The organism is Salmonirosea aquatica, assembly GCF_009296315.1.
In the GTDB taxonomy this organism is placed as follows: domain Bacteria; phylum Bacteroidota; class Bacteroidia; order Cytophagales; family Spirosomataceae; genus Salmonirosea; species Salmonirosea aquatica.
In genome coordinates, this window is the sequence record NZ_WHLY01000002.1 from 3407862 (window position 1) to 3429468 (window position 21607).

Genomic DNA, 21607 nt, shown 5'->3' on the forward strand with positions numbered 1-21607 from the left:
ATCTATCCGATTTGCGGCCCGACCGTATGTTTCAGATAAAAAGAATCAGCGGCCATCGGCCAAAAGTTCATCATCAAAACTACGCATTCGCTACTTAAATTCCCACCTGATTGAATCAATAGCAGAACGATGTTGACCACTATTTACCTACTTTTAGGCTCTAATCTGGGCGACCGTGCGAGGTTGATGCAAAATGCGGTTGACCAGATCGGCGCGCGCATCGGCCGTCTGCTCCGGGCTTCGGCCCTGTACGAAACGGCTCCCTGGGGCGGGATCGAACAGCCCGCCTTCCTGAATCAGGTGCTGGAAGTAGAAACCAGTCTCGCACCTGAAGAGGTGCTGAGGATTATCCTGGAGATCGAACATGAGGCCGGGCGGGTGCGCTATGAACGCTGGGGTGCACGCCATCTGGACATCGATATTCTGTATTTTGGTAGTAGCGTCATGGATACGCCCCGCCTGACGGTACCCCATCCCCGTCTGCACGAGCGTCGGTTTACAATGGTACCCCTGGTCGAAATTGCCCCAGACTTCAGGCATCCGGTTTTGAACAAAACGAACGCCGAGTTGCTGGACTTGTGCAAGGATGGGGAAGCGGTAGTTAAAGTAATTTTGAATGATTGAACAGAATAATTTTCCATTCAATCATTCTATTATTAACTCAATTAATTATTCAGAATTGAACAATCCAATCCGTTGGGGCATACTTGCTCCGGGCCACATCGCCCACAAATTCGCTCAGGATCTGGCCCGCGTGGAGAGCGCCAAACTCATGGCCGTCGCCTCCCGTGACCTGGAACGGGCACAGGAATTTGCCAAAGAATACGATGCTCCCTACGCCTACGGTACCTATGCCGGGCTGGCCGACTGCCCCGAGCTAGACATCGTGTACATTGCCTCACCCCATGTAGGCCACCACGCCCATACCCTGCTCTGCCTCAACGCGGGCCTGGCGGTACTTTGTGAAAAGCCCTTTGGTATGAACCTGGGGCAGGTGGAGGAGATGGTAAGCCGGGCCCGGGAAAAGAAATTATTTTTAATGGAAGCCTTGTGGAGCCGGTTTATGCCCACAACTCTTAAAACATTGGAACTGATCCGTGCAGGTACCATCGGGAAGGTACTGGGCGTGCGGGCCGATTTTGGTTTTAAGGCAATTCAAGATCCCCGCAAGCGGCTTTTCAACAAGGAACTAGGCGGCGGGGCCTTGCTGGATATCGGCATTTATCCTTTGTTCTGGTCGTATGCCATACTAGGAATGCCTGCCCAGGTGAAAGCTTCGGCGATATTCAGCGATACCGAGGTGGATGTCTCCACCGGTATGGTACTCACCTACGATTCGGAAGCTTTTGCTTTTCTGGATTGTACCCTTTTGGCCCGCACCGACTGCGAAGCCATTGTATATGGAGAGCTGGGTTGCATCAGGGTACACAGCCGCTGGCATAACAGTCAAGCCCTTACGCTGGAACTGACCGAGCAGGAGCCAGAACACTTTGAGTTTGTGCGCGAAGCCCACGGCTACCACTACGAAATCGAATCGGTAGGCCACGCCCTGCGCGCCGGACTTACCGAAAACCCCGACTGGTCGCATCAGGATAGCCTTAATCTGATGAGTCTTTTGGATCGGGTACGTGGTGAAATAGGACTGGAATACAAGGCGTGAGCTAATGATAGATTGATAGAATGATTGAATGATAGAATGATTTTTCGGTTCTTTACATTCCCTTTTTGCTCATTCACTCAATGACTCATTCAAAATTGACTACTTCTGATCGGTACTTACAACGGGGCGTTTCAGCTTCCAAGGAAGATGTACACAAAGCCATTGCAAACCTCGACAAAGGAATTTTTCCCAAAGCCTTTTGCAAAATAGTACCTGATATCCTGGCGGGCGATCCCGAGTACTGTACCATCATGCACGCCGATGGGGCGGGTACCAAGACCTCACTTGCCTACCTCCATTGGAAAGAAACGGGCGATGTATCGGTGTGGCGCGGTATAGCGCAGGATGCCGTAGTAATGAACACCGATGACCTGCTGTGCGTGGGTGCCACGGGGCCCATGCTGCTGTCGTCCACCATCGACCGCAACAAAAACCGGATTCCCGGAGAAGTCATTGCCGAGGTAATCAACGGCACGGAGGAAGTGCTGGAAATGCTGCGCGGATTTGGTGTGGAAATATACAGTACTGGCGGCGAAACCGCCGATGTGGGCGATCTAGTGCGTACCATTACTGTCAATAGCACCGTCATTGCCCGCATGAAACGTGCGGATGTTATCGATAACGCCCACATTCAGGCAGGCGATGTAATTGTGGGACTGGCGTCGTACGGACAAGCGAAGTATGAGAAAGAATACAACGGGGGCATGGGCAGCAATGGTCTTACCTCCGCCCGGCACGATGTACTCGCCAGGTACCTCGCTGCCCGCTATCCCGAAAGTTATGACCCGGAGGTAAGCCAGGATCTGGTATACAGCGGCAGTAAGAACCTGCTGGATACCGTGGAAGGTACCCCCCTGAATGTCGGACAGTTGATTCTATCGCCTACCCGCACCTACGCCCCCGTTGCCAAGGCTCTGCTGGACGAACTCCGCGGCCAGATTCATGGCATGGTACATTGCAGCGGCGGTGCACAAACCAAAATCCTGCATTTTATTGAAGATCTGCATATTATTAAAGACAACCTGTTTGAGGTACCCCCTTTGTTCAAACTAATCCAATCCGAAAGTGGGACGAGCTGGCAGGAAATGTATAAGGTCTTCAATATGGGCCATCGACTGGAAATCTATCTGCCCAAGGCGTATGCCGCCCGCGTCATTGAGCTATCCGAGTCATTCGGGATAGCCGCGCAGATAGTAGGCCGGGTGGAAGCTGCGGAGAAGAAGCAGGTGACGATTCGGTCGGAATATGGGGAGTTTGTATACTGATGCCAATCCTACAAGGGCGGCTCGGGTGAAAAAAAGGCTATGCTTCCTCCTTATCTGAGCTCCCGAGGCAGCTCATCTACTAACTATTAAACTCGTTCTTTACCCCTTCAAATACTTGGTTGATCTGCTTGATGATTTCCCGACATTCCTCCTCAGATACCTTTTTCATGGCTTCAAGCATATTATTTTTCAAAAATTGCTGCCCTTTCAGCGCTTGGGTAGAAGAGTACCCCAGCTTGGTGCGGATTTCGTCCCAAATGGGAGCCAGTTCATCAGAAAAGTAACGCGAATCGATAATGTGAAAATAAGCGGCCTGCGCAACGATGTGTTCTTTCAGATTGGATTTGGCATGGAGCAGGTTACCGACCAGCTTTTCAAGTTCCGCATATGCGAAAATATTCGACTTTTTCATAACGCTTAAGTAATTTCATAGAGAGGATAAGTTCAAAGAAAGATACGGTTACCAAAGCGCTCAAACAAGGGGATAGTCAATTTTCCTGAACAAGTCTAAAATTATATCCACATTGTCTTACTCTTCCCCTTAGGCCGTAGCCTAATCCATAATTTTACGGGGTAAAAGCGCTCATGAGCATTATAAAAAAGGTGAGGAGGGTACCTTTATCTGACCAGATGTACCCGATGCGGGGAAACAGGTTTTGTAGGCTGACGGAAACTACAAAAAAATTATCTCACACCTCGTATAGATTTCCAATATAGGTTGATGAAATCCTGATAGTCTTATGACTATCAGGATTTTAAAATATCGGATATGACAGGATTTGAACTGCTGCAACTGGCTTTTTTGCGACTCATCGGCTCACCCGTGGCTTCTAGCACCTATCAGGCTGAGGAAGTCAGGTAACCTGAAGTATGGTTTGGAAACATCCCACCTTGATAGCAAAAAAAGCCTGATAATCGCGAGACTATCAGGCTTCAAATTAGTCGGGATGACAGGATTTGAACCTGCGACCCCACGCCCCCCAGGCGTGTGCGCTACCGGGCTGCGCCACATCCCGATGATGTGTTTGGGAGGGCAAAAGTAGGGAGAAAAATAGTTGATGTCAATAGAGGTCTAGCAATATTTAGGAAAACTTCTAAAAGGAATGGACCAAAACCTCATAGTTTACTGGCAATAGATTGATAGATCGCCCGCATCCCTTTGTCGCCAGGATGATTGGCTACGCCTGCGTCTTTAAAGAGGCCGGCAGCGGTATAGGTTTTGTCATAAAAAAAGCTTCCTATATCAACAAGATCGTATCTATTAGTCGCCGCCACAGCCTTGATATCCTCGACCAGCGATTCCCGACCTGGCCAAAAACTGGTGGTGCAAATCACTTTGGCGTTCGTATCGCTTCGCAAGGTTTTTATCAATCGATCATATTTTTCTTTGAATACCTTCCCGTCTGTAGTGTTGCCGTTTTCAGCAATGCGCATGATGATTAGGTCGGGCCTGAAACCTATGCTTTCACCCAACTGACTGAAATCGTAGGTTTTGTAGTTTTGCTCGAAGGGTACCCCGTACAGAGTTTTGATCTGGGAAGCATTGTATCTGCTTTTCAGATCCAACGAAAGAATATGCACATAATCACTGTCTGGCTTGGAGGCAGCCATACCCCAATCTCCGTACCAGCCAATCTCCGGAGCCGGCCCATGACCGGTAATGCTATTTCCCACGATCAGTACCCTCTTATAATACAGAGTAAAAGACGTCTTTACGGTCTGTGAAACAGTGTTAGAGCTATGGATTCTCGCGCTGACTGTGCCTGATTGACACAGCATAATGGAGTCACCTTTGATCCAGTGTTTTCCTCCATCCCACGAATACTCGAAGTAGGAATATGCCGGAAGAGAATCCACCTGCAGAAGCAGGTAGGTACCGTAAGGCAGATTGTCTCCTACAATGGGCGTATCGCTCCTTCGTACAGAGAAGGCTGGAGCTGGAAGCGATTTGTTCGTTTGGGGCAGAGGCGGCTCTGGGCTGGGATTTCCTGTGTTTTCTCCAGGATTTTCAATGGGTACTTCCTGGCCACATCCGCAACTGCTAAGTGTATCTGCATCAACAGAAGGCGGTATGTCTACTACTTTATTATCTGTACAGGACAAGGATAATAATACTATTGAAAGCGCAATTATCCCAGGTAGGCTCCTGAATATACGTCTTTTCATGCCACTATTCCTTTTAATCTTAAGCACGGTTTTTCTACAAAATTCCACGACAGCCAGGCGAACGGCAGAACGCATAGGAAGGACAAAAGAATAATCGGGCCAATGGGGGCGGTCGCTCCAAGTACGGAGACCACTATCCTTTGGATTGGAAAGGCATAAATATACAATCCATACGATAAATCACCAAAGCGTCCGAACCCGTTTAAGTGGCCTCTAATAAATGAGAGATATAACACTAGGTAGGGAATGGCTAGGTATCTGGCCCATACCACGCAGGAAAGGGGGATGGAGGGGGAAGATTCAGCTAACAGATAGGTGCCAATCCAGAAGGAGAAAAAAGAAAGTGCGAGATATCCTTTGTAAAGGATGTACTGCCGATAGTGGAAGGCGACGCAGCCCGCAACAAAATACATGCCAAAGTCCACAAGGTTGAAAAGCCTGAGGTGGAAAAGGGGAATCTGAAAGGACGATCCCGAAAGCGGCTCGACCCAAAATGGATAACTCAGCCAGGTAACTATGAAACATGTGAGGATTATCTGCTTTCTGAACTTGGCAGGAAACAGCAAATTGACTGCTAAGAGAGCAAAATAGCAGGTGAACTCATAGGCCAGTGTCCATAGTGAGCCGTTTACAGTATGGTTCTCTGAGGTGTTGAAAACTCCTGGAAGTGTGTCAGGATAGGGAGGATACAGCTTTGTAACAAGCAGGTATCTGTAAGTTTCGCTTAAGGTAAAATACTCGCCCAGCGGTAAGGATGTGACCATGGCTCCCAGGACAAACACAGTTACCAGAGCCGCCACAAAGAGTCCGGGAAATATCCGGACTGCCCTTTTCCAAAGAAAGTTCAAGGCGGAGGGGCTCCGGGATATGCTCTGGGAAATTAAGAAACCACTAATTACAAAAAAAATAGCTACTCCCATGTGAGCAGTCGGAAAGATTCCCCTAGTCCAAAGCTGAATATGGTCGAAGGTACCCCTACCTGATAAGGGATAAGCATGCCCATAGATCACCAAGCAAGCGCCCAAAAAGCGCATAAAATCAAAGTTATTGGCCTCCTGCTCTCTGCTTGTATTCCCAAGAGGTATAAAAAGTCTATTTTTAAGAGGAGTATTTTTTGGCATGGTAATTGTCAATTGGGTATAAAAAATGGTTACAGATTGTGGCATTTTTGTTATTCGATATATCCCCCTCTCCCCTCAGAAAGGGCTTTCTAAGGGAAAGTCCGCTTATTCAAACTTTTTACCCGGTGTTGTCAAAATATTAAAGTACTAGTTCACTTATCTAAAAAGTAACCTTCACTTCCTGTTAAAATGCAAAAAGAATTACTACGGAGTAAATGGAAGAATTGTGTATTCTCCTTGGGAATACTTTCAATTCTAACGATCTCAAATGTTTGTGGACAAGCCTTCCAGAGGGTGCTGTTCGTGGGAAATAGTATTTCATCGCATGGGCCAAATCCATCAGTAGGATGGGAAGGGAATTGGGGTATGGCGGCAAGTAGCGCCGAAAAAGACTATATGCACAGAGTAATGGCCGGAATACGAAGCAAAGTTCCTGACGCATCCTATCAATTGTTATGGGGTGTTCCATTTGAGCAAAACTGGAACACCTACGACTATAATCTGCTTGAAGGATATAAAAACTTCGGTGCCGATCTGATTATCATCCGAATCGGAGAGAACATAAAAGATGAAGACGTAGAGTCGAAAGGATTGCGTCAAAGTTATCAACGTCTGATAGACGGTATAGCAACCCCAAATTCAAAAATTGTACTCACCAATAGTTTTTGGAAAAACCATGAGAAGTTCAATGCCATGGTTCAGAGTATTGCGTTTGAACGTAATCTACCGCTTGTGAATTTGACAGATTTGTCTGATAATCCGTCAAATATGGCTTACGGTTTGTTTGAAGATCCCGGAGTCGCCGCCCATCCTGGTGATAAGGGTATGGAAGAAATCGCTAACAGAATCTTGGCAGACATAGGTGTTTCCACAAAGTCTTTCCAGCGGTACCTGAGTTTTGGGATTCCGAACGTTGAAAATGGGGATTATTATCTGCCTGTAATGGAGAAAGCGGCTGCGGCAGGAGTCAATTCCTTTTTGTTGAATGTCAATTGGGATCATGTGATTTCTGCAAGAGGAGCTGCGGCAGATTGGAGCCAATTGGATAAAGAAGCTGCTCTAGCCGAGAGATTGGGTTGTAAATTAATGCTTAGAGTATGGCTGGCGCGCCATGATGACAGTGATGGTGGCTGGTGGCCCGAAAACACAAAGCCTATATCAGGCGAAGGAATTCGCCATAGATTAGTTAATGGGTTTAGTTTTTCAGCAAATAGTGCTGTAGAAGAGGCCAATAATTTCCTTCGTGATGTTATGGAGCATTTTCGTCCTCGGCTACAGGCAGGTCAAATTGTTACCGTGACGGCAACCACTACAAATGCCTTTGAAATTGGGTACAGCGTAGATGCTAATAATCCAGCTACGGGGAAAAACGAGTTGCAATCATTTGACTTCTCTTTTTACTCTAAAATAGCTTTTCGCGAATGGGTCGAGATGAAATACATAACGTTGAGCAATCTAAACAAGGCTTGGAATTCAGATTATTCACATTTTGCAGATATTCAGCCTCCCTATACTAAAGGTGATACATGGAGTGCATATTACGGTAATATAGGAATAGACTGGTATCTTTTCCGACATTCAGCTTTGAAGAAGATAATCAAAAAATTCAGAAGTACCGTTAGAGAAGTTGATCCTACCTATAGATTTTATCTGGATATGGGTAGCTGCTACGATGCACTTAGTATTTTGAGAGGGACTTTAGGGTTTAAAGATCTTAGTGAAGACGTAGACGGGCTAAAAGTAAATGATGGGCCCAGCTATCCACACCGTTTTGCTATGGATTTGTTACGGACGAATCTACCAGGGAAAATTATTGGAAATGAATTTGAATTCATTTCACCGGAAACGGCTCCCGAATGGCCCCAACAAGTTAATCAATCTTTTGAACATGGAGCAAATTGGGTCAATATTTTCGGGTTCGATAACAGCTCTCGCTACCCGTATATCGAAAGCTTAATCCAGCAAACCGCTGCTAAGTGGTTAAGTACGCCAGTTCCTGACATCCAGCCTACTCAGATTGTAAGCTACACGCTTTCAGAAGCTATCCGAATGGGTACGGGTAGAGTGCAGGGTCAGTGGCGAAATGAATATACTAAAACCAACCAGCCTATTCAGGTAATTCTGGTTGAAGATTTACTCAGTGAAAGAACGGGTGAAAATAGACCACCTGTTGTAGACATACCGCTTTCAGATCAAGGGGCTAAGGTAGGAAAGGATTTCCAGTATTACATTCCAGAGGCGACCTTCTCGGACCCCGATGGATACATCACGGGTATAGTAGCGGATGGACTACCAGCTGGTATTGGTATATCGGGTTGGGCGATTACGGGAAAACCCTTACAGAGTGGCGTGTTTACGGTTACCATTACAGCGCGTGATAACCAGGGAGCCCAGGTTGCAGCACAATTTAAACTTACAGTATTAGAAGGAGAAGCTAACCAGCCACCTGTGGTGTCTCGCGGCATCCCCGACCAAGCGGGCACGGTGGGGGCGGCCTTCGCCTACGAGGTGGAGGGGGCGCCTTCACCGACCCCGACGGCACGATCGCAGCCATCAGCTTCGCGGGCCTGCCGGGCGGCATCACGGCCTCGGGCTGGCGCGTGTCGGGCGTGCCCACGTCGGCGGGCGTGTTCAGCGTGACGGTGACGGCCACCGACAACGCCGGGGCCAGCGTCTCGACGCAGTTCAAGCTGGCGGTGGCCACCGCCGGCCCCGGCGACAATAAGCCGCCGGTGGTGTCTCGGGGCATCCCCGACCAGACGGGGCGTGTGGGCGTGGCCTTCGCCTACGAGGTGGACGGGGGCACCTTCACCGACCCCGACGGCACGATCGCGGGCCTCGGCTTCGCGGGCCTGCCGGGCGGGGTGACCGCCTCGGGCTGGCGGCTGTCGGGGGTGCCCACATCGGCGGGGGTGTTCAGCGTGACGGTGACGGCCACCGACAACGCCGGGGCCAAGGTCTCCACGACACTGAAGCTGACGGTGCAGGCGGCCGAGTCGGGGGGCAACCAGTACCCCGAGGTGCGCCGCACGATCCCCGACCAGACGGCCACGGTGGGGGCGGCCTTCTCCTACGAGATTTCCAAGGAGACCTTCGTCGACCCCGACGGACCGATCATCGACATCGCCGTGGCGGGCCTGCCGGGGGGCGTCAGCCAGACGGACTGGCGCGTGTCGGGCGTGCCCACGGCAGCGGGCGTGTTCACCGTGACGGTGACGGCGCGCGACAACCGCGACCTGAAGGTCTCCACGCAGTTCAAGTTGACGGTCCAGTCGGCCGGGGGTGGCGACAACAGGCCGCCTGTGGTGTCTCGCGGCATCCCCGACCAAGCGGGCACGGTGGGGGCGGCCTTCGCCTACGAGGTGGAGGGGGGCGCCTTCACCGACCCCGACGGCACGATCGCAGCCATCAGCTTCGCGGGCCTGCCGGGCGGCATCACGGCCTCGGGCTGGCGCGTGTCGGGCGTGCCCACGTCGGCGGGCGTGTTCAGCGTGACGGTGACGGCCACCGACAACGCCGGGGCCAGCGTCTCGACGCAGTTCAAGCTGGCGGTGGCCACCGCCGGCCCCGGCGACAATAAGCCGCCGGTGGTGTCTCGGGGCATCCCCGACCAGACGGGGCGTGTGGGCGTGGCCTTCGCCTACGAGGTGGACGGGGGCACCTTCACCGATCCCGACGGCACGATCGCGGGCCTCGGCTTCGCGGGCCTGCCGGGCGGGGTGACCGCCTCGGGCTGGCGGCTGTCGGGGGTGCCCACATCGGCGGGGGTGTTCAGCGTGACGGTGACGGCCACCGACAACGCCGGGGCCAAGGTCTCCACGACACTGAAGCTGACGGTGCAGGCGGCCGAGTCGGGGGGCAACCAGTACCCCGAGGTGCGCCGCACGATCCCCGACCAGACGGCCACGGTGGGGGCGGCCTTCTCCTACGAGATTTCCAAGGAGACCTTCGTCGACCCCGACGGACCGATCATCGACATCGCCGTGGCGGGCCTGCCGGGGGGCGTCAGCCAGACGGACTGGCGCGTGTCGGGCGTGCCCACGGCAGCGGGCGTGTTCACCGTGACGGTGACGGCGCGCGACAACCGCGACCTGAAGGTCTCCACGCAGTTCAAGTTGACGGTCCAGTCGGCCGGGGGTGGCGACAACAGGCCGCCTGTGGTGTCTCGCGGCATCCCCGACCAAGCGGGCACGGTGGGGGCGGCCTTCGCCTACGAGGTGGAGGGGGGCGCCTTCACCGACCCCGACGGCACGATCGCAGCCATCAGCTTCGCGGGCCTGCCGGGCGGCATCACGGCCTCGGGCTGGCGCGTGTCGGGCGTGCCCACGTCGGCGGGCGTGTTCAGCGTGACGGTGACGGCCACCGACAACGCCGGGGCCAGCGTCTCGACGCAGTTCAAGCTGGCGGTGGCCACCGCCGGCCCCGGCGACAATAAGCCGCCGGTGGTGTCTCGGGGCATCCCCGACCAGACGGGACACGTAGATGTAGCCTTCGCCTATGAGGTACCCAAAGAAACTTTCACCGACCCCGACGGCACGATCGCGGGCGTGAGCTTCGCGGGGCTGCCGGGCGGGGTGACCGCCTCGGGCTGGCGGCTGTCGGGCGTTCCCACGGCGTCGGGAGTGTTCAGCGTGGCGGTGACGGCCACCGACAACGCCGGCGCGAAGGTCTCCACGACCCTGAAGATGACGATCTTACCTGGCGGCGGCAATAACAAACCGCCAGTCGTCGCGCGTAGCATACCCGACCAGTCGGGGACAGTAGGTGTGGCCTTCGCCTATGAAGTGTCCAAAGAAACATTCAGTGACCCTGATGGCTCGATCGCAGGCATCAGCTTCGCAGGGCTACCGGCAGGTGTGACCGCCTCAGGTTGGCGCTTGTCGGGTGCGCCCACGTCGGTGGGCGTATACACGGTCAAAGTCACGGCCTCAGACAACGTCGGCGCTCAGGTCTCCACATCTTTTAAGCTGACTATATTATCGGCTGCAAATCAGCCCCCTGTGGTTTCTCGTAGCATCCCAGACCAGTCGGGTACGATAGGTGTGGCTTTCGCCTATGAGGTGTCCAAAGAAACTTTTACCGATCCCGAAGGCCCGATCGCAGGCATCAGCTTCGCAGGCCTGCCCGCGGGGGTGACGGCCTCAGGCTGGCGTTTATCAGGCGTACCTACCGCGGCAGGCGTATTCACCGTAACAGTGACAGCCAGCGATGGGGAAGGCGCCAAAGTATCCACTTCATTCAAACTGACCGTACAGGCGGTCCAGCAGGATAACATTATCAGTCTATTCAAAGCAGGTAATTTTCTGACCCGGAGATTTGTGCGCGATATTTTAGAAGGGGATACGCTGAGAGGGGAAGAAGTCAGCCAGACTGTGAACCTGATGGTTTCGCCCCGGACTGGTACAATAGGGAGCTACTCATTCAATTTATCGGGGCCAATTTCTACAACCAGTGAGGATAGCAGCACACCCTATGGAGTTTTTGGCGACAATGGAGGCGTTATTCTCCTGGAAGGCAAATATACGCTGACAGTAAAATCATACACGGAGGCGGGGCTGCAGGGTACCTTAATCAGTCAACAGGTGCTACACTTTGTGGTAATGGTAGGAGAGGGTCAGAAGAATCTGCCGCCCGTACTGGCCAAACCACCAGGTGCCCTTTTTGCTAAGGTTGGAAAGTCTTACGCGTATCGTTTACCGGATAGTACCTTTGTGGATCCTGACGGCTTTTTGACCTCTTTTACTATCACTTCCCTGCCCGATGGCCTGGTAGGGGACGGTACCCTTATTTCAGGTACCCCCACCAAAAAAGGAGAGTACACGGTCAATGTCCGGGTGACCGACAATGGGGGAGCGACGGCCGAAACGACTTTCCGGTTTGTTGTGTCGGCGGATAATCTGCCACCGGTTGTCAATGGATCGGTTCCCGACCAGGTCGCTGAAGTAAACAAGCCATTCAATTATACCCTGCCGGAGAATATCTTTCAGGATCCGGATGGAACCATTGTTTCCGTCGCTTTCATAGGACTTCCCGAAGGCATCACCAACCGGGGGTTGACTCTTTCGGGGGTACCTGTGAAAGTCCGGGAAAACCCGATCATTGTCATTGCGACGGACAACAGCGATGCTATGGTCCAGTTGACTTTCAATATCAATGTCATAGAGAACAACCGCCCGCCCGTGGTGGCAAAGCAGATCGGCGACCAATTGGCCGAAAGCAGCGCCGACTACCGGTTTATTATTCCGGCAGGTACCTTCACCGATCCTGACGGCAGCATCGTGCGTTATGAAATGAGTGGCTTGCCTCCGGGCCTCACGGCTCGGGGCGACACCCTGAGCGGGCGGCCTACCCAGGCGGGTGAATATATCCTGACGGTGAAGGCCTTTGACAATAAGCAGTCATCCGTGCAGCTTACCTTCAAGCTCATCGTGTTGGGCAACCGTGCTCCTTTGGTCAATCGCCCCATTACTAATCAGGTGATCGACAGTAGTACCGTGTATCGCTTTGTCATTCCAGCCGGTACGTTTGTCGATCCCGACGGTAGCATTGTCCGTCTGGAAATAAGTGGGCTGCCGCCCGGCATAACCGCCCAGGGTGATACGATCAGTGGCCGGGCTGCCCAGATGGGAGAGTTTACTGTAAGTGTCAGGGCTTTTGACAACAATGGTGCTTCCGTGCAGCTTACTTTCAAGTTAAGTGTGCTGGGCAACCGGCCCCCACTGGTAGCCAAGCCCATCAGCGATCAGGAAGCTGACATCAATACCTCGTATCGATTCGTGATTCCGGGGGGTACCTTTGTGGACCTCGATGGTAGGATTATTCGCGTCGAATTCTCAGGCTTGCCCTCTGGGGTGACAGCCCAGGGCGATACGATCAGCGGCCGACCCAGCCGGGCGGGCCAATACACCGTGAGCGTGAGGGCTTATGACGACAAAGGGGCAGCCGTACAGACTACTTTTAAGATTACTATCAAAGACTCCACCGTCCGCCCGACCGTCGAGCCTATTCCCGATGTGGTCGCTATTGTTGGCCAGGTTTTCACCTTTGATGTCAAGAGTTATTTCAAGGACGAGCAGGGTAGCATCACTTCCATCAATTATGCCTCGACGCTGCCGCCGGGCATTACGGCCAATGGGTCGAAACTGTCCGGGAATCCGTTTACGGAGGGAAAATATACTATCAAAGTGGTTGCAAAGGACAACAAGGGGGGTACCCTCGAGACTACATTTATCCTAAAAGTGGAAAAGGCCGAACTGCGGGTGTTGCTGTATCAGATGCAACAGGGAAACAGAAAATTGATTCGTCCGGTGGCGAATGTGGATCGGATGGCATTGGATACCCTACCTCCCGCTTTGAACCTATTTGTGGAAAGCAACGCCAACATTACCTCGGTTACCTTTATCATTACCAGCCCCATGGTACAGTATACCACGGATGAATCCGCACCTTTCGGGTTGTTTGGGGATAGTGGTAGTTTTCCTGCGCTGGCCGGTACTTATACCCTCAATATACTCGGGTACCGAAGTACTACACTAGTGGCAAGCCGGTCCATCCAGTTCACAATCACTAAAACAACCAACAGTCCGGGACGATTAGGGGTAATTGAGTCGGAAGTTTTCTCCGAAATAGAACTGTGGAAACCATATCCTTCGCCGTTTGTGGACCGGGTGAAAGTACAGACGGCCCCGCAGGGGTACCCGAAACTTCACGCCGTCGAGGTGCTGTCAAGCGAGGGGAAAATTCTGCCTTTGCCCGCCTCAAATTGGACGATGGATCAGGCGCTGCTGGTAGTAGACTTGTCGGAGACAATCACCCTGCCGGGCGTGTACCTATTGAAAGTTACCGGGGAGGATGGAAAGCAGAAAACGATGCGGATTGTGAAAGCCCCGCAGAATTGACCCGACGAGGTACCTTCGTCAGTAAGACGCATTCTGATGAAATTGAAGAAGCCCCGGCATGGGGCTTCTTTGTATGGTACCCAGGCGGAGGTTTTTCTCAATAAGTACCTCCGCCAGGATTTCCCGAAAATGATAGGCCACCGAACCCGTGAAGTGAACGGGCAACTCCGATGCATTCGGATGCTTGCAGACATACGTAGCCAGAAAGGCCCGGAATGCATCGCCCACGAGACCACGAACAAAGGGTTCGGCCAGATGTTGGCTCAAGAAAGGTGAAAACGAGGCAAAATAGCGGTTGGGGAAGGGCTGCCGATAGGCCCGTTCAAGGACGATGAAGCGTGAGACATCCGGAAAACTTGCTCTGAATGCCTCATGCAGACCGGAGGGCAATTCATTGTGCAGGTACTTTATCACCAACTGCTTGCCCAGGTACCCGCCGCTTCCCTCGTCGCCCAGCCAAAAGCCCAGCGATCCGATGTTATGAGTGATTTTTTCGCCGTTATATAGGCCGTTGTTGGCTCCCGTTCCCAGTATGCAGGCAATACCCGCTGCGCGCCCACATAGTGCACGGGCAGCAGCCAGCAGATCGCTATGTACCTCAATGGTGCCGGCTGTGGGGAAAAGCGCCGTCAGGGCATTCGTTACGGGTAGGCTGGTGGTCGCGTCGGCGCAACCTGCCCCGTAAAAGTAAATCTGTTCCACTCGGTGGGATTCAGTGTGGGAAAGTACTTCCCTGCGCAGTATTTCGGCAATCACTTCCTGTGTCTGGTAAAAGGGATTAAAGCCCGCCGATTGAAAGCGGATGATTTCAGGGCCGAGGAGCAGCCAGTCGGTTTTAGTGGAGCCACTGTCGGCCAGAAGGATCATACTAATTCTTTAATTTTCCGATAATGGTAAACCGTTCAAAAACCCGCGCCGTATGCGGGGCGTCGGGCAGTTCGTGGGTCAGATCCTGACCGGCCCAATGATCATAGTGTTTGCCCTCGCGCCACAGCCGCGAAGCCGAAACATCATAGATATTTCCCTCAAAAGCACACCAGATTTCTTCCCGGTCCTGGCCGTTTCGTAGTGCCAGCTGTGCACGAGTGTATTCTTTCATAGAGTGGCCGGAGTGGGGTTGGTTTCTTTTCGGTAAAAACCTTTGAAAATGTAAGGGTAAATGTAGAAATTGTGATTGGGTTTGCTATAAACGTATCCGTGGGAATATAAAACAACGTGAAAAATTCGTTCTTTTGGGGAAAAATAAACCGTTTTGAGGAGATGAAAAAATTTCAACCTGTTATCTGGAGCCTGGTTATGGCCATAGGATTGCTCACCGTTGGCTGCAAGAAAGATCCGCCACCCCTCTCGGAGCGCATCGCCAAGTCTTGGTCGGCCTCAACGGTACGGGAAGGCAGTACCGTCGTGTACACCGTGGGCGGAGCCAGTAACGCGAAACCAGGTTATGCTAACTTCAAACTGGTTTTCAATAGCTCGGGATCCGTAACTTATACTGAATTCGACGGTAGTACCTTCACTGGCCAATGGGAATTGAACGGGGATAACAAATTGATTCTTAAAAATCTAAATCCCCAGCCCACAGGTACCAACGGTACCATTGAGTTCGACATTACGTCGTTCGACGATACGATGATGACCCTGACCCGTACTACGTCCAGTGTAAAAACAGGCAATACCATCAATCAGTACACGCTCTCGAATCCTTGATCAGCGAATATTGATTTCAAGATATTGATTGTCAGAGTTTTATATAAATTTTTAAACGAAAAATATACAGAAGCCGATTCATCCCTGAGTCGGCTTCTGTGCTTTTTTGGTACCTTTGTACTACTTTCTACTTTGCCCCAATAAAAATGCCCGAACAACGTACTGAGATAGCTTCCCTGGGAGAATTCGGCCTGATTGGCCGTTTGAGCGAAGCCTTTGAGAATACCCGGCCTGATTCCATTACGGGTATCGGCGACGATGCCGCCGTCATCGACCTGGAGGCAGAATATGGCTTGCTGAGTACGGACCTGCTACTGGAAGGCGTCCATTTTGATTTGACCTTCGTACCCCTCAAACACCTGGGTTATAAGTCGATTGCTGTAAATATATCGGATATAGCTGCCATGAATGGGGTACCCGGGCAGGTGACGGTAAGTCTGGCCGTGAGTAACCGCTTTTCGGTGGAAGCCGTGGAGGAACTCTACGCTGGTATCAAAGCGGCCTGTGCCGATTTTCGCGTGGACCTGGTAGGTGGAGACCTGTCGTCCTCGCGGTCGGGGCTGTTGATTTCCGTGAGTGTATTTGGAAAAGTAGCCAAAGACAAAATCGTATACCGCAACACGGGCCGGCCCAATGACCTGCTGTGCGTCACAGGCGACCTGGGTGGAGCGTACCTGGGGCTACAGATTCTGGAACGGGAAAAACAGGTTTTCCTGGCCAATCCGGGTATGCAGCCCCAACTGGAAGGTCATGATTACGTGATCCAGCGCCAGTTGAAACCTGAGGCGCGCATGGATGTCATCTTTGAGCTGGAAGAGGCCGGTGTGGTACCTACCGCCATGCTCGACGTTTCGGACGGACTGGCTTCTGATCTACTGCACCTGTGTTCACAGTCAAGTGTGGGCGCGCTGGTGTTCGAAGAAAACCTACCCATCGACGAGCAGACCTACCTGGCCGCTACAGAACTGAATCTGAGCCCTATTACGGCCGCCCTGAACGGTGGCGAGGATTACGAACTGCTGTTTACCATTCGCCAAGACGACTACGACAAGGTTAAAAACAATCCGAAAATCAGTGTAATAGGGTACCTGACCGATCAGGCTGCCGGCGCTAAGCTGGCCACCAAGGGGGGCAACCACATACCGATCACCGCCCAGGGCTGGAACCACTTTTAACTATACCGCACGTCGATTTCCTTGGCCTCGGCCACCAGTTCCTTTACCTTTTGCTCGTCATCCTTACGGCAGATCAGCAGGACCCCGTCGTATTGGGCCACAATGAATCCGTGCAACCCATTCACTACCACCAATTGGTCTTTCGGGGTTTTGATGATGCAGTCGCTGGTGTCGTGCAGCAGCAGGGTACCCTCCGCGACATTCTGGTTTTCATCTTTTTCGGAAATTTCATACAGCGATTTCCAGGTACCCAGATCCGACCAACCGAAGCTACTCAATACAACATGCACGTTGTCGGCTTTTTCCATAATACCGTTATCAATCGAAACACTTCCGCAGTGTGAGTAGGTCTTACCAATAAAGGCGGCTTCCTCGGCGGTGAAGTAGTGCTCGGTGCCTTCTTCAAACAATTCGGCTACCTCGGGCATGTATTTTCTTACGGCTTTTTTCAAGGCCTGTACATTCCAGACAAAAATGCCGGCATTCCACACAAAATCTCCGCTTTCCAGAAACTGGACGGCCAGCTCGTGGTGGGGTTTTTCGGTGAAAGTCTTCACTTTCTTCACCGTCATCTTATCGGGGATGTACTGGATGTAGCCATAGCCCGTGTCAGGCCGCGTGGGCTGGATGCCCAGTGTGACCAGGATGTCGTCCATCCGGGTAGCGCCCAAGGCAACCCGGATGGTATCCCGGAATACATCTTCCTTAAGGATGATATGATCGGCGGGTGCTACCACAATATTGGCCTCGGGATCGCGCGCGGCGATTTTGTAACAGGCATAGGCAATGCACGGGGCCGTATTGCGCCGGTAGGGCTCCAGCAAAATCTGATCGTCGTCCAGGTGAGGGAGCTGCTGCTTGACCAAATCCCGGTATTCGCTGCTGGTGACGATGAAAATGTTCTCAGGGGGGCAAATTCCGTCGAAGCGGTCAACGGTTTGCTGAAGTAAAGACCGCCCCGTACCCAGCACATCATGAAACTGCTTGGGGTAGGTAGTACGGCTAAAAGGCCAAAAGCGGGTTCCAACGCCGCCAGCCATGATAATTACATAGGTATTTTGCATGAAGGGGAAGATGTATGATAAAACACGTATAAAGACAAAGCTAGCATTTTTCCGTAACTAATCTTTTCTTAAAAAGGTCTCAATTCCGATTGGCGCACCTAGCTCAGTCCCGAAAATTATAAATCTCAATTGGAAAGGAGAACGTCATTTGAACCTGCCACCATCCCGTTCGCTCAAGGTATAGGATGACCATTCGTGACCGATACCTACCTCAGATAAACCGAACCGTACCTGTTACAAAACGCCAGTTGTATTTGAATGGAGGGATAGGGAGATTTGTCTAGATCGTGGTTCTGCAACCCAACCATCAATCAGCTCATTTCGTCTTTTGGAAGCGATACAATACGAAGTAATTCATCCTCAACAAGATGCAATGTAGGGCTTTAATTTTATTTAATAATGTAAAGAAAAAATAGCACATAAATATTACTTATCTCTAATATTACATTCAAAAAGACAACAAACTTTTAAAGGAGAAATGATATGAGAAAAGGATTTACAAACAGGGTGGCAGGTCTGTTCACAGGCTTGTTCGTTGCCCTGACCACTTGCCTGGCTTTCGGGCAGGATGGAACCACAAAAGTAGCAGGCAAGGTAACGGACGCGGCTACTAAAGACGGCTTGGTGGGAGTCAGTATTCAGGTAAAAGGTAAGGTAATAGGAACGATTACCGATATCGGTGGAAACTTTGAGCTAACCACTACCACCAATCCGCCGTTCACACTGGTGGTCACATCAGTAGGTTACGAAACGCAGGAAGTAGCTGTGAGTGGTAACCAAACGAATATAGCCGTAAGCTTAAACGAACAGGCCATTCTCGGACAGGAAGTCATCGTGTCGGCTTCGCGGGTAGAGGAGAGCGTTTTGCAGTCGCCCGTAGCGGTCGAGCGGATGGACATTCGGGATATCCGTAATACGCCCGCCGCCAGCTTCTACGACGCACTGGGCAACCTGAAGGGCATCGACCTCACCACGCAGGGCCTGCTTTTCAAGTCCATCAACATGCGAGGCTTCGGCGCAACGGGCAACCCCCGCACGGTACAATTGATCGACGGCATGGATAACGCCGCGCCGGGTCTCAACTTCCCACTCGACAATATTGTGGGTATTCCGGAACTGGACCTGGAAAGTGTGGATGTACTGCCGGGAGCAGCCTCGGCGCTGTATGGCCCCAATGCCATCAACGGCCTGATCCTGATGAATAGCAAAAGCCCCTTCCTGTACCAGGGGATAAGCGCGGTAGTGAAGACGGGCGTGATGAGCGCCAGCAATCGCGATGAAAAAGTGACACCCTTTTATGACGCCACCATCCGGTATGCCAAGGCTTTTAATAATAAGTTCGCCTTCAAGGTCAATCTGTCCTACATTCAGGCGAAGGACTGGCAGGCTACCGACTACACCAACCTTAACGTGGGCGGCGTGCAGGACGGTACGCGCGGTGCGGGCGTCAACAGTGACTACGATGGGCAGAACATCTATGGCGATGAAGTACAGGCCAATCTAAGGACGGTAGGTCAGGCGCTGGTTACGGCCAAATTGCTTCCGGCCGCCGCTCTTGACCTTTTACCCAATGTCAATGTAAGCAGGACGGGCTATCAGGAAAGGGATTTGGTGGATTATAATAACAAGTCATTCAAAGCCAATATGGCACTGCACTACCGCATCAATGATAAAATCGAGGCCATAGGGCAGGTAAATTATGGCTATGGTACCACAGTGTACACGGGTACGGGCCGTTTACTCGCTCCGGAACTTCAACCTGACGCAGGCCAAGCTGGAACTACGCGCCGATAATTTTACGATACGCGCCTACACCACGCAGGAACGTTCCGGGGATTCGTACCTGTCGGGCTTGGTGGGTATCGCCATGCTCAATGAATTCAAGCCCCATGTGGCGTGGTTTGGCCAGTACGCCGGGGCGTTTGCTGCGGCACGCGGGCAGGGGGTACCTGAGGACCAGGCCTACGCAGCGGCCCGTGCCGTGGCGGATCAGGGAATGCCCATGCCCGGCTCCGAAACCTTTAACACCTCACTTGACAAATGGCGGAACACGCCCATCTCGCAGGGCGGCGGCAATTTTCTGGACAAAACCAACCTCTACCACGCGGAGGGCGTATATAATTTCAAGAATGAGATTAAAGTCATCGACCTGCTTGTGGGAGCCAACGTACGCCATTACCAGTTGCGCTCCGAAGGTACCCTCTTTGCCGACACCAAGGACGGTCGCGACGGGACGATCGGCATTACCGAGTACGGCGCCTTCGCTCAGGCCAGTAAATCTATATTTCAGAACCACCTGAAATTGACCGGTTCGTTGCGATACGATAAAAACCAGAATTTCGACGGCCAGTTTACGCCCCGGGTATCGGCCGTAACGACCTTTGGCAGCCACAACGTCCGGCTTTCCTACCAGTCGGGCTTCCGGATTCCTACCACTCAAAACCAGTACATCGACCTCGTAACGCCCAATGCTCTGTTGATCGGTGGCTTGTCGGAATTCAATAGCCGCTATAATCTGCAAAATGGGATTCTGCGCCAAAATCTGGATCCTGCCGTAATCGCTCTGTATGCCGCTAAGCCTGCTATACAATCACAGGCGCAGGCTTACGCTGTTGAAGCCATCACCCAACAGGTTAGGGCCAGCGTTATGGCGGCGGTGAATGACGCGGTGGCAGCGGGGCTAATCCCTAACGATCCACAAGCCATTGCCGGGGCCGTTGAGCAAGGCGTAGCAGCCAAGCTGCCTGGTGCCCTGGCCGTCAATACCCCAATCGTAACCGCACAGGTTCTGCCTGCGTTCGCACTCGCAGCCATTCCCAAGTACCAGGCTCCTACCCTAAAACCGGAGCGCATTGCCTCGTACGAAATCGGCTACAAAGGCATTATTGCCCGGAAACTTTTCGTGGACGCCTACTACTATTTCAGCCAGTATACCAATTTCATTGGCAACACCGTCATTCTGGTACCCACGGCCCCGGCGGCCCCGGGCTTGCCCATCGAGTCGGGAGTAGGTAGTGCCAGTACGCGTATTGCGTACGCGCGGCCAGCCAATACCAACGAAAAAATCAATGTGCAGGGCTTTGCCATCAGCGCCGACTATTCACTGGCAAAAGGATTCTTTATCGGGGCCAACATGGCTAACAACGAACTGAATCGGTTTGTAACTACGCCCGAGCAGCAGTATGCGGGCTTCAATACGCCAAAAAACCGCTATAACCTCAAATTTGGACGCCGCATTAGCACGGCCAACCCGATCGGTTTCAATGTGTCGTTCCGTCACCAGGATGCTTTCGTGTGGGAGTCGGGCTTTGTACAGCCCACCACCGCCACGGTACCTTTGTTTGGCAACACCACGGTGAAGGCCATCAATAACCTCGATGCGCAGGTGAGCTTCAAGCTACCGACAATCAAATCCATCGTGAAAGTCGGGGGTACCAATCTGGGTGGCAAACCTTACGTACAGGCCTTCGGCAGCGCGGCCATCGGCTCGATGTACTATGTATCAGTTACATTTGATCAATTGTCGAATTGATGAAGTAAAGGTAAGAGCT

Annotated in this window: 13 protein-coding genes, 1 tRNA gene and 1 pseudogene; 8 read left to right on the top strand and 7 right to left on the bottom strand. The window is 52.3% G+C overall.

Features of this window, described 5'->3' with window-relative positions; genetic code table 11:
- Positions 1-129: 129 nt before the first annotated feature.
- The 3 genes from folK to GBK04_RS15375 all read left to right on the top strand — a co-directional run bounded on the left by folK (position 130) and on the right by GBK04_RS15375 (position 2925).
- On the top strand, positions 130-624 hold the full coding sequence (folK, locus tag GBK04_RS15365; RefSeq protein WP_152761132.1) for a 2-amino-4-hydroxy-6-hydroxymethyldihydropteridine diphosphokinase: 495 nt from the start codon (positions 130-132) through the stop codon (positions 622-624).
- Between the two features lie 55 nt (positions 625-679).
- On the top strand, positions 680-1660 hold the full coding sequence (locus GBK04_RS15370; protein WP_373331010.1) for a Gfo/Idh/MocA family protein: 981 nt from the start codon (positions 680-682) through the stop codon (positions 1658-1660).
- An 80-nt stretch (positions 1661-1740) separates the two neighbouring features.
- Entirely contained in the window at positions 1741-2925 is a 1185-nt protein-coding gene (locus GBK04_RS15375) for an AIR synthase related protein (RefSeq protein WP_373331011.1), read from the top strand.
- 79 nt (positions 2926-3004) lie between these two features.
- Here the strand turns inward: GBK04_RS15375 and GBK04_RS15380 are convergent, their stop codons facing one another.
- The 4 genes from GBK04_RS15380 to GBK04_RS15395 form a co-directional block, all read right to left on the bottom strand.
- Complete coding sequence (locus tag GBK04_RS15380; protein ID WP_152761136.1) at positions 3005-3337, bottom strand: hypothetical protein; 333 nt, start codon at positions 3335-3337, stop codon at positions 3005-3007.
- A gap of 530 nt (positions 3338-3867) precedes the next feature.
- Positions 3868-3941, bottom strand: a tRNA-Pro gene (locus tag GBK04_RS15385).
- Positions 3942-4041: 100 nt separating this feature from the next.
- Entirely contained in the window at positions 4042-5028 is a 987-nt protein-coding gene (locus tag GBK04_RS15390) for an SGNH/GDSL hydrolase family protein (protein ID WP_152761138.1), read from the bottom strand.
- 59 nt (positions 5029-5087) lie between these two features.
- Entirely contained in the window at positions 5088-6212 is a 1125-nt protein-coding gene (locus GBK04_RS15395) for an acyltransferase family protein (protein ID WP_373331012.1), read from the bottom strand.
- A gap of 189 nt (positions 6213-6401) precedes the next feature.
- Here GBK04_RS15395 and GBK04_RS15400 point away from each other — a divergent pair, with 189 nt between their 5' ends.
- Both GBK04_RS15400 and GBK04_RS15405 read left to right on the top strand, forming a co-directional pair.
- Positions 6402-8852 carry a putative Ig domain-containing protein gene (locus tag GBK04_RS15400; RefSeq protein ID WP_152761142.1) on the top strand — a complete coding sequence of 817 codons (2451 nt, stop codon included), beginning with the start codon at positions 6402-6404 and terminating at the stop codon, positions 8850-8852.
- On the top strand, positions 8792-14110 hold the full coding sequence (locus tag GBK04_RS15405; RefSeq protein WP_373331456.1) for a putative Ig domain-containing protein: 5319 nt from the start codon (positions 8792-8794) through the stop codon (positions 14108-14110). Before GBK04_RS15400 ends, GBK04_RS15405 begins: the two co-directional genes overlap by 61 nt.
- Before the next feature lie 18 nt (positions 14111-14128).
- Here the strand turns inward: GBK04_RS15405 and GBK04_RS15410 are convergent, their stop codons facing one another.
- Complete coding sequence (locus GBK04_RS15410) at positions 14129-14977, bottom strand: N-acetylglucosamine kinase (RefSeq protein ID WP_152761146.1); 849 nt, start codon at positions 14975-14977, stop codon at positions 14129-14131.
- A 1-nt stretch (position 14978) separates the two neighbouring features.
- On the bottom strand, positions 14979-15209 hold the full coding sequence (locus GBK04_RS15415; protein ID WP_152761148.1) for a cytochrome b5 domain-containing protein: 231 nt from the start codon (positions 15207-15209) through the stop codon (positions 14979-14981).
- Positions 15210-15370: 161 nt separating this feature from the next.
- Between GBK04_RS15415 and GBK04_RS15420 the strand changes: the two genes are divergently transcribed.
- Together GBK04_RS15420 and thiL are read left to right on the top strand one after the other, a co-directional pair.
- Positions 15371-15817 (top strand): hypothetical protein, encoded by a 447-nt coding sequence (locus GBK04_RS15420; RefSeq protein WP_152761150.1) that lies wholly within the window; start codon positions 15371-15373, stop codon positions 15815-15817.
- Positions 15818-15963: 146 nt separating this feature from the next.
- Positions 15964-16992, top strand: a complete 1029-nt coding sequence (thiL, locus tag GBK04_RS15425; protein WP_152761151.1) for a thiamine-phosphate kinase — start codon at positions 15964-15966, stop codon at positions 16990-16992.
- On the opposite strand, the gene GBK04_RS15430 is transcribed toward thiL, so the two are convergent.
- Positions 16989-18056, bottom strand: coding sequence for a mannose-1-phosphate guanylyltransferase (locus tag GBK04_RS15430; RefSeq protein WP_152761153.1), 1068 nt, complete (start codon positions 18054-18056; stop codon positions 16989-16991). The genes thiL and GBK04_RS15430 overlap by 4 nt on opposite strands.
- 483 nt (positions 18057-18539) lie before the next feature.
- Between GBK04_RS15430 and GBK04_RS15435 the strand changes: the two are divergent.
- Positions 18540-21588 (top strand): annotated as a pseudogene (locus GBK04_RS15435) (carboxypeptidase-like regulatory domain-containing protein).
- Positions 21589-21607 lie beyond the last annotated feature (19 nt).

Coding starts and splice junctions, on each gene's coding strand:
- folK (WP_152761132.1), top strand. CDS start 130: ATGTTGACCACTATTTACCTACTTTTAGGCTCTAATCTGGGCGACCGT.
- GBK04_RS15375 (WP_373331011.1), top strand. CDS start 1,741: ATGACTCATTCAAAATTGACTACTTCTGATCGGTACTTACAACGGGGC.
- GBK04_RS15380 (WP_152761136.1), bottom strand. CDS start 3,337: ATGAAAAAGTCGAATATTTTCGCATATGCGGAACTTGAAAAGCTGGTC.
- GBK04_RS15395 (WP_373331012.1), bottom strand. CDS start 6,212: ATGCCAAAAAATACTCCTCTTAAAAATAGACTTTTTATACCTCTTGGG.
- GBK04_RS15400 (WP_152761142.1), top strand. CDS start 6,402: ATGCAAAAAGAATTACTACGGAGTAAATGGAAGAATTGTGTATTCTCC.
- GBK04_RS15410 (WP_152761146.1), bottom strand. CDS start 14,977: ATGATCCTTCTGGCCGACAGTGGCTCCACTAAAACCGACTGGCTGCTC.
- GBK04_RS15415 (WP_152761148.1), bottom strand. CDS start 15,209: ATGAAAGAATACACTCGTGCACAGCTGGCACTACGAAACGGCCAGGAC.
- GBK04_RS15420 (WP_152761150.1), top strand. CDS start 15,371: ATGAAAAAATTTCAACCTGTTATCTGGAGCCTGGTTATGGCCATAGGA.
- thiL (WP_152761151.1), top strand. CDS start 15,964: ATGCCCGAACAACGTACTGAGATAGCTTCCCTGGGAGAATTCGGCCTG.
- GBK04_RS15430 (WP_152761153.1), bottom strand. CDS start 18,056: ATGCAAAATACCTATGTAATTATCATGGCTGGCGGCGTTGGAACCCGC.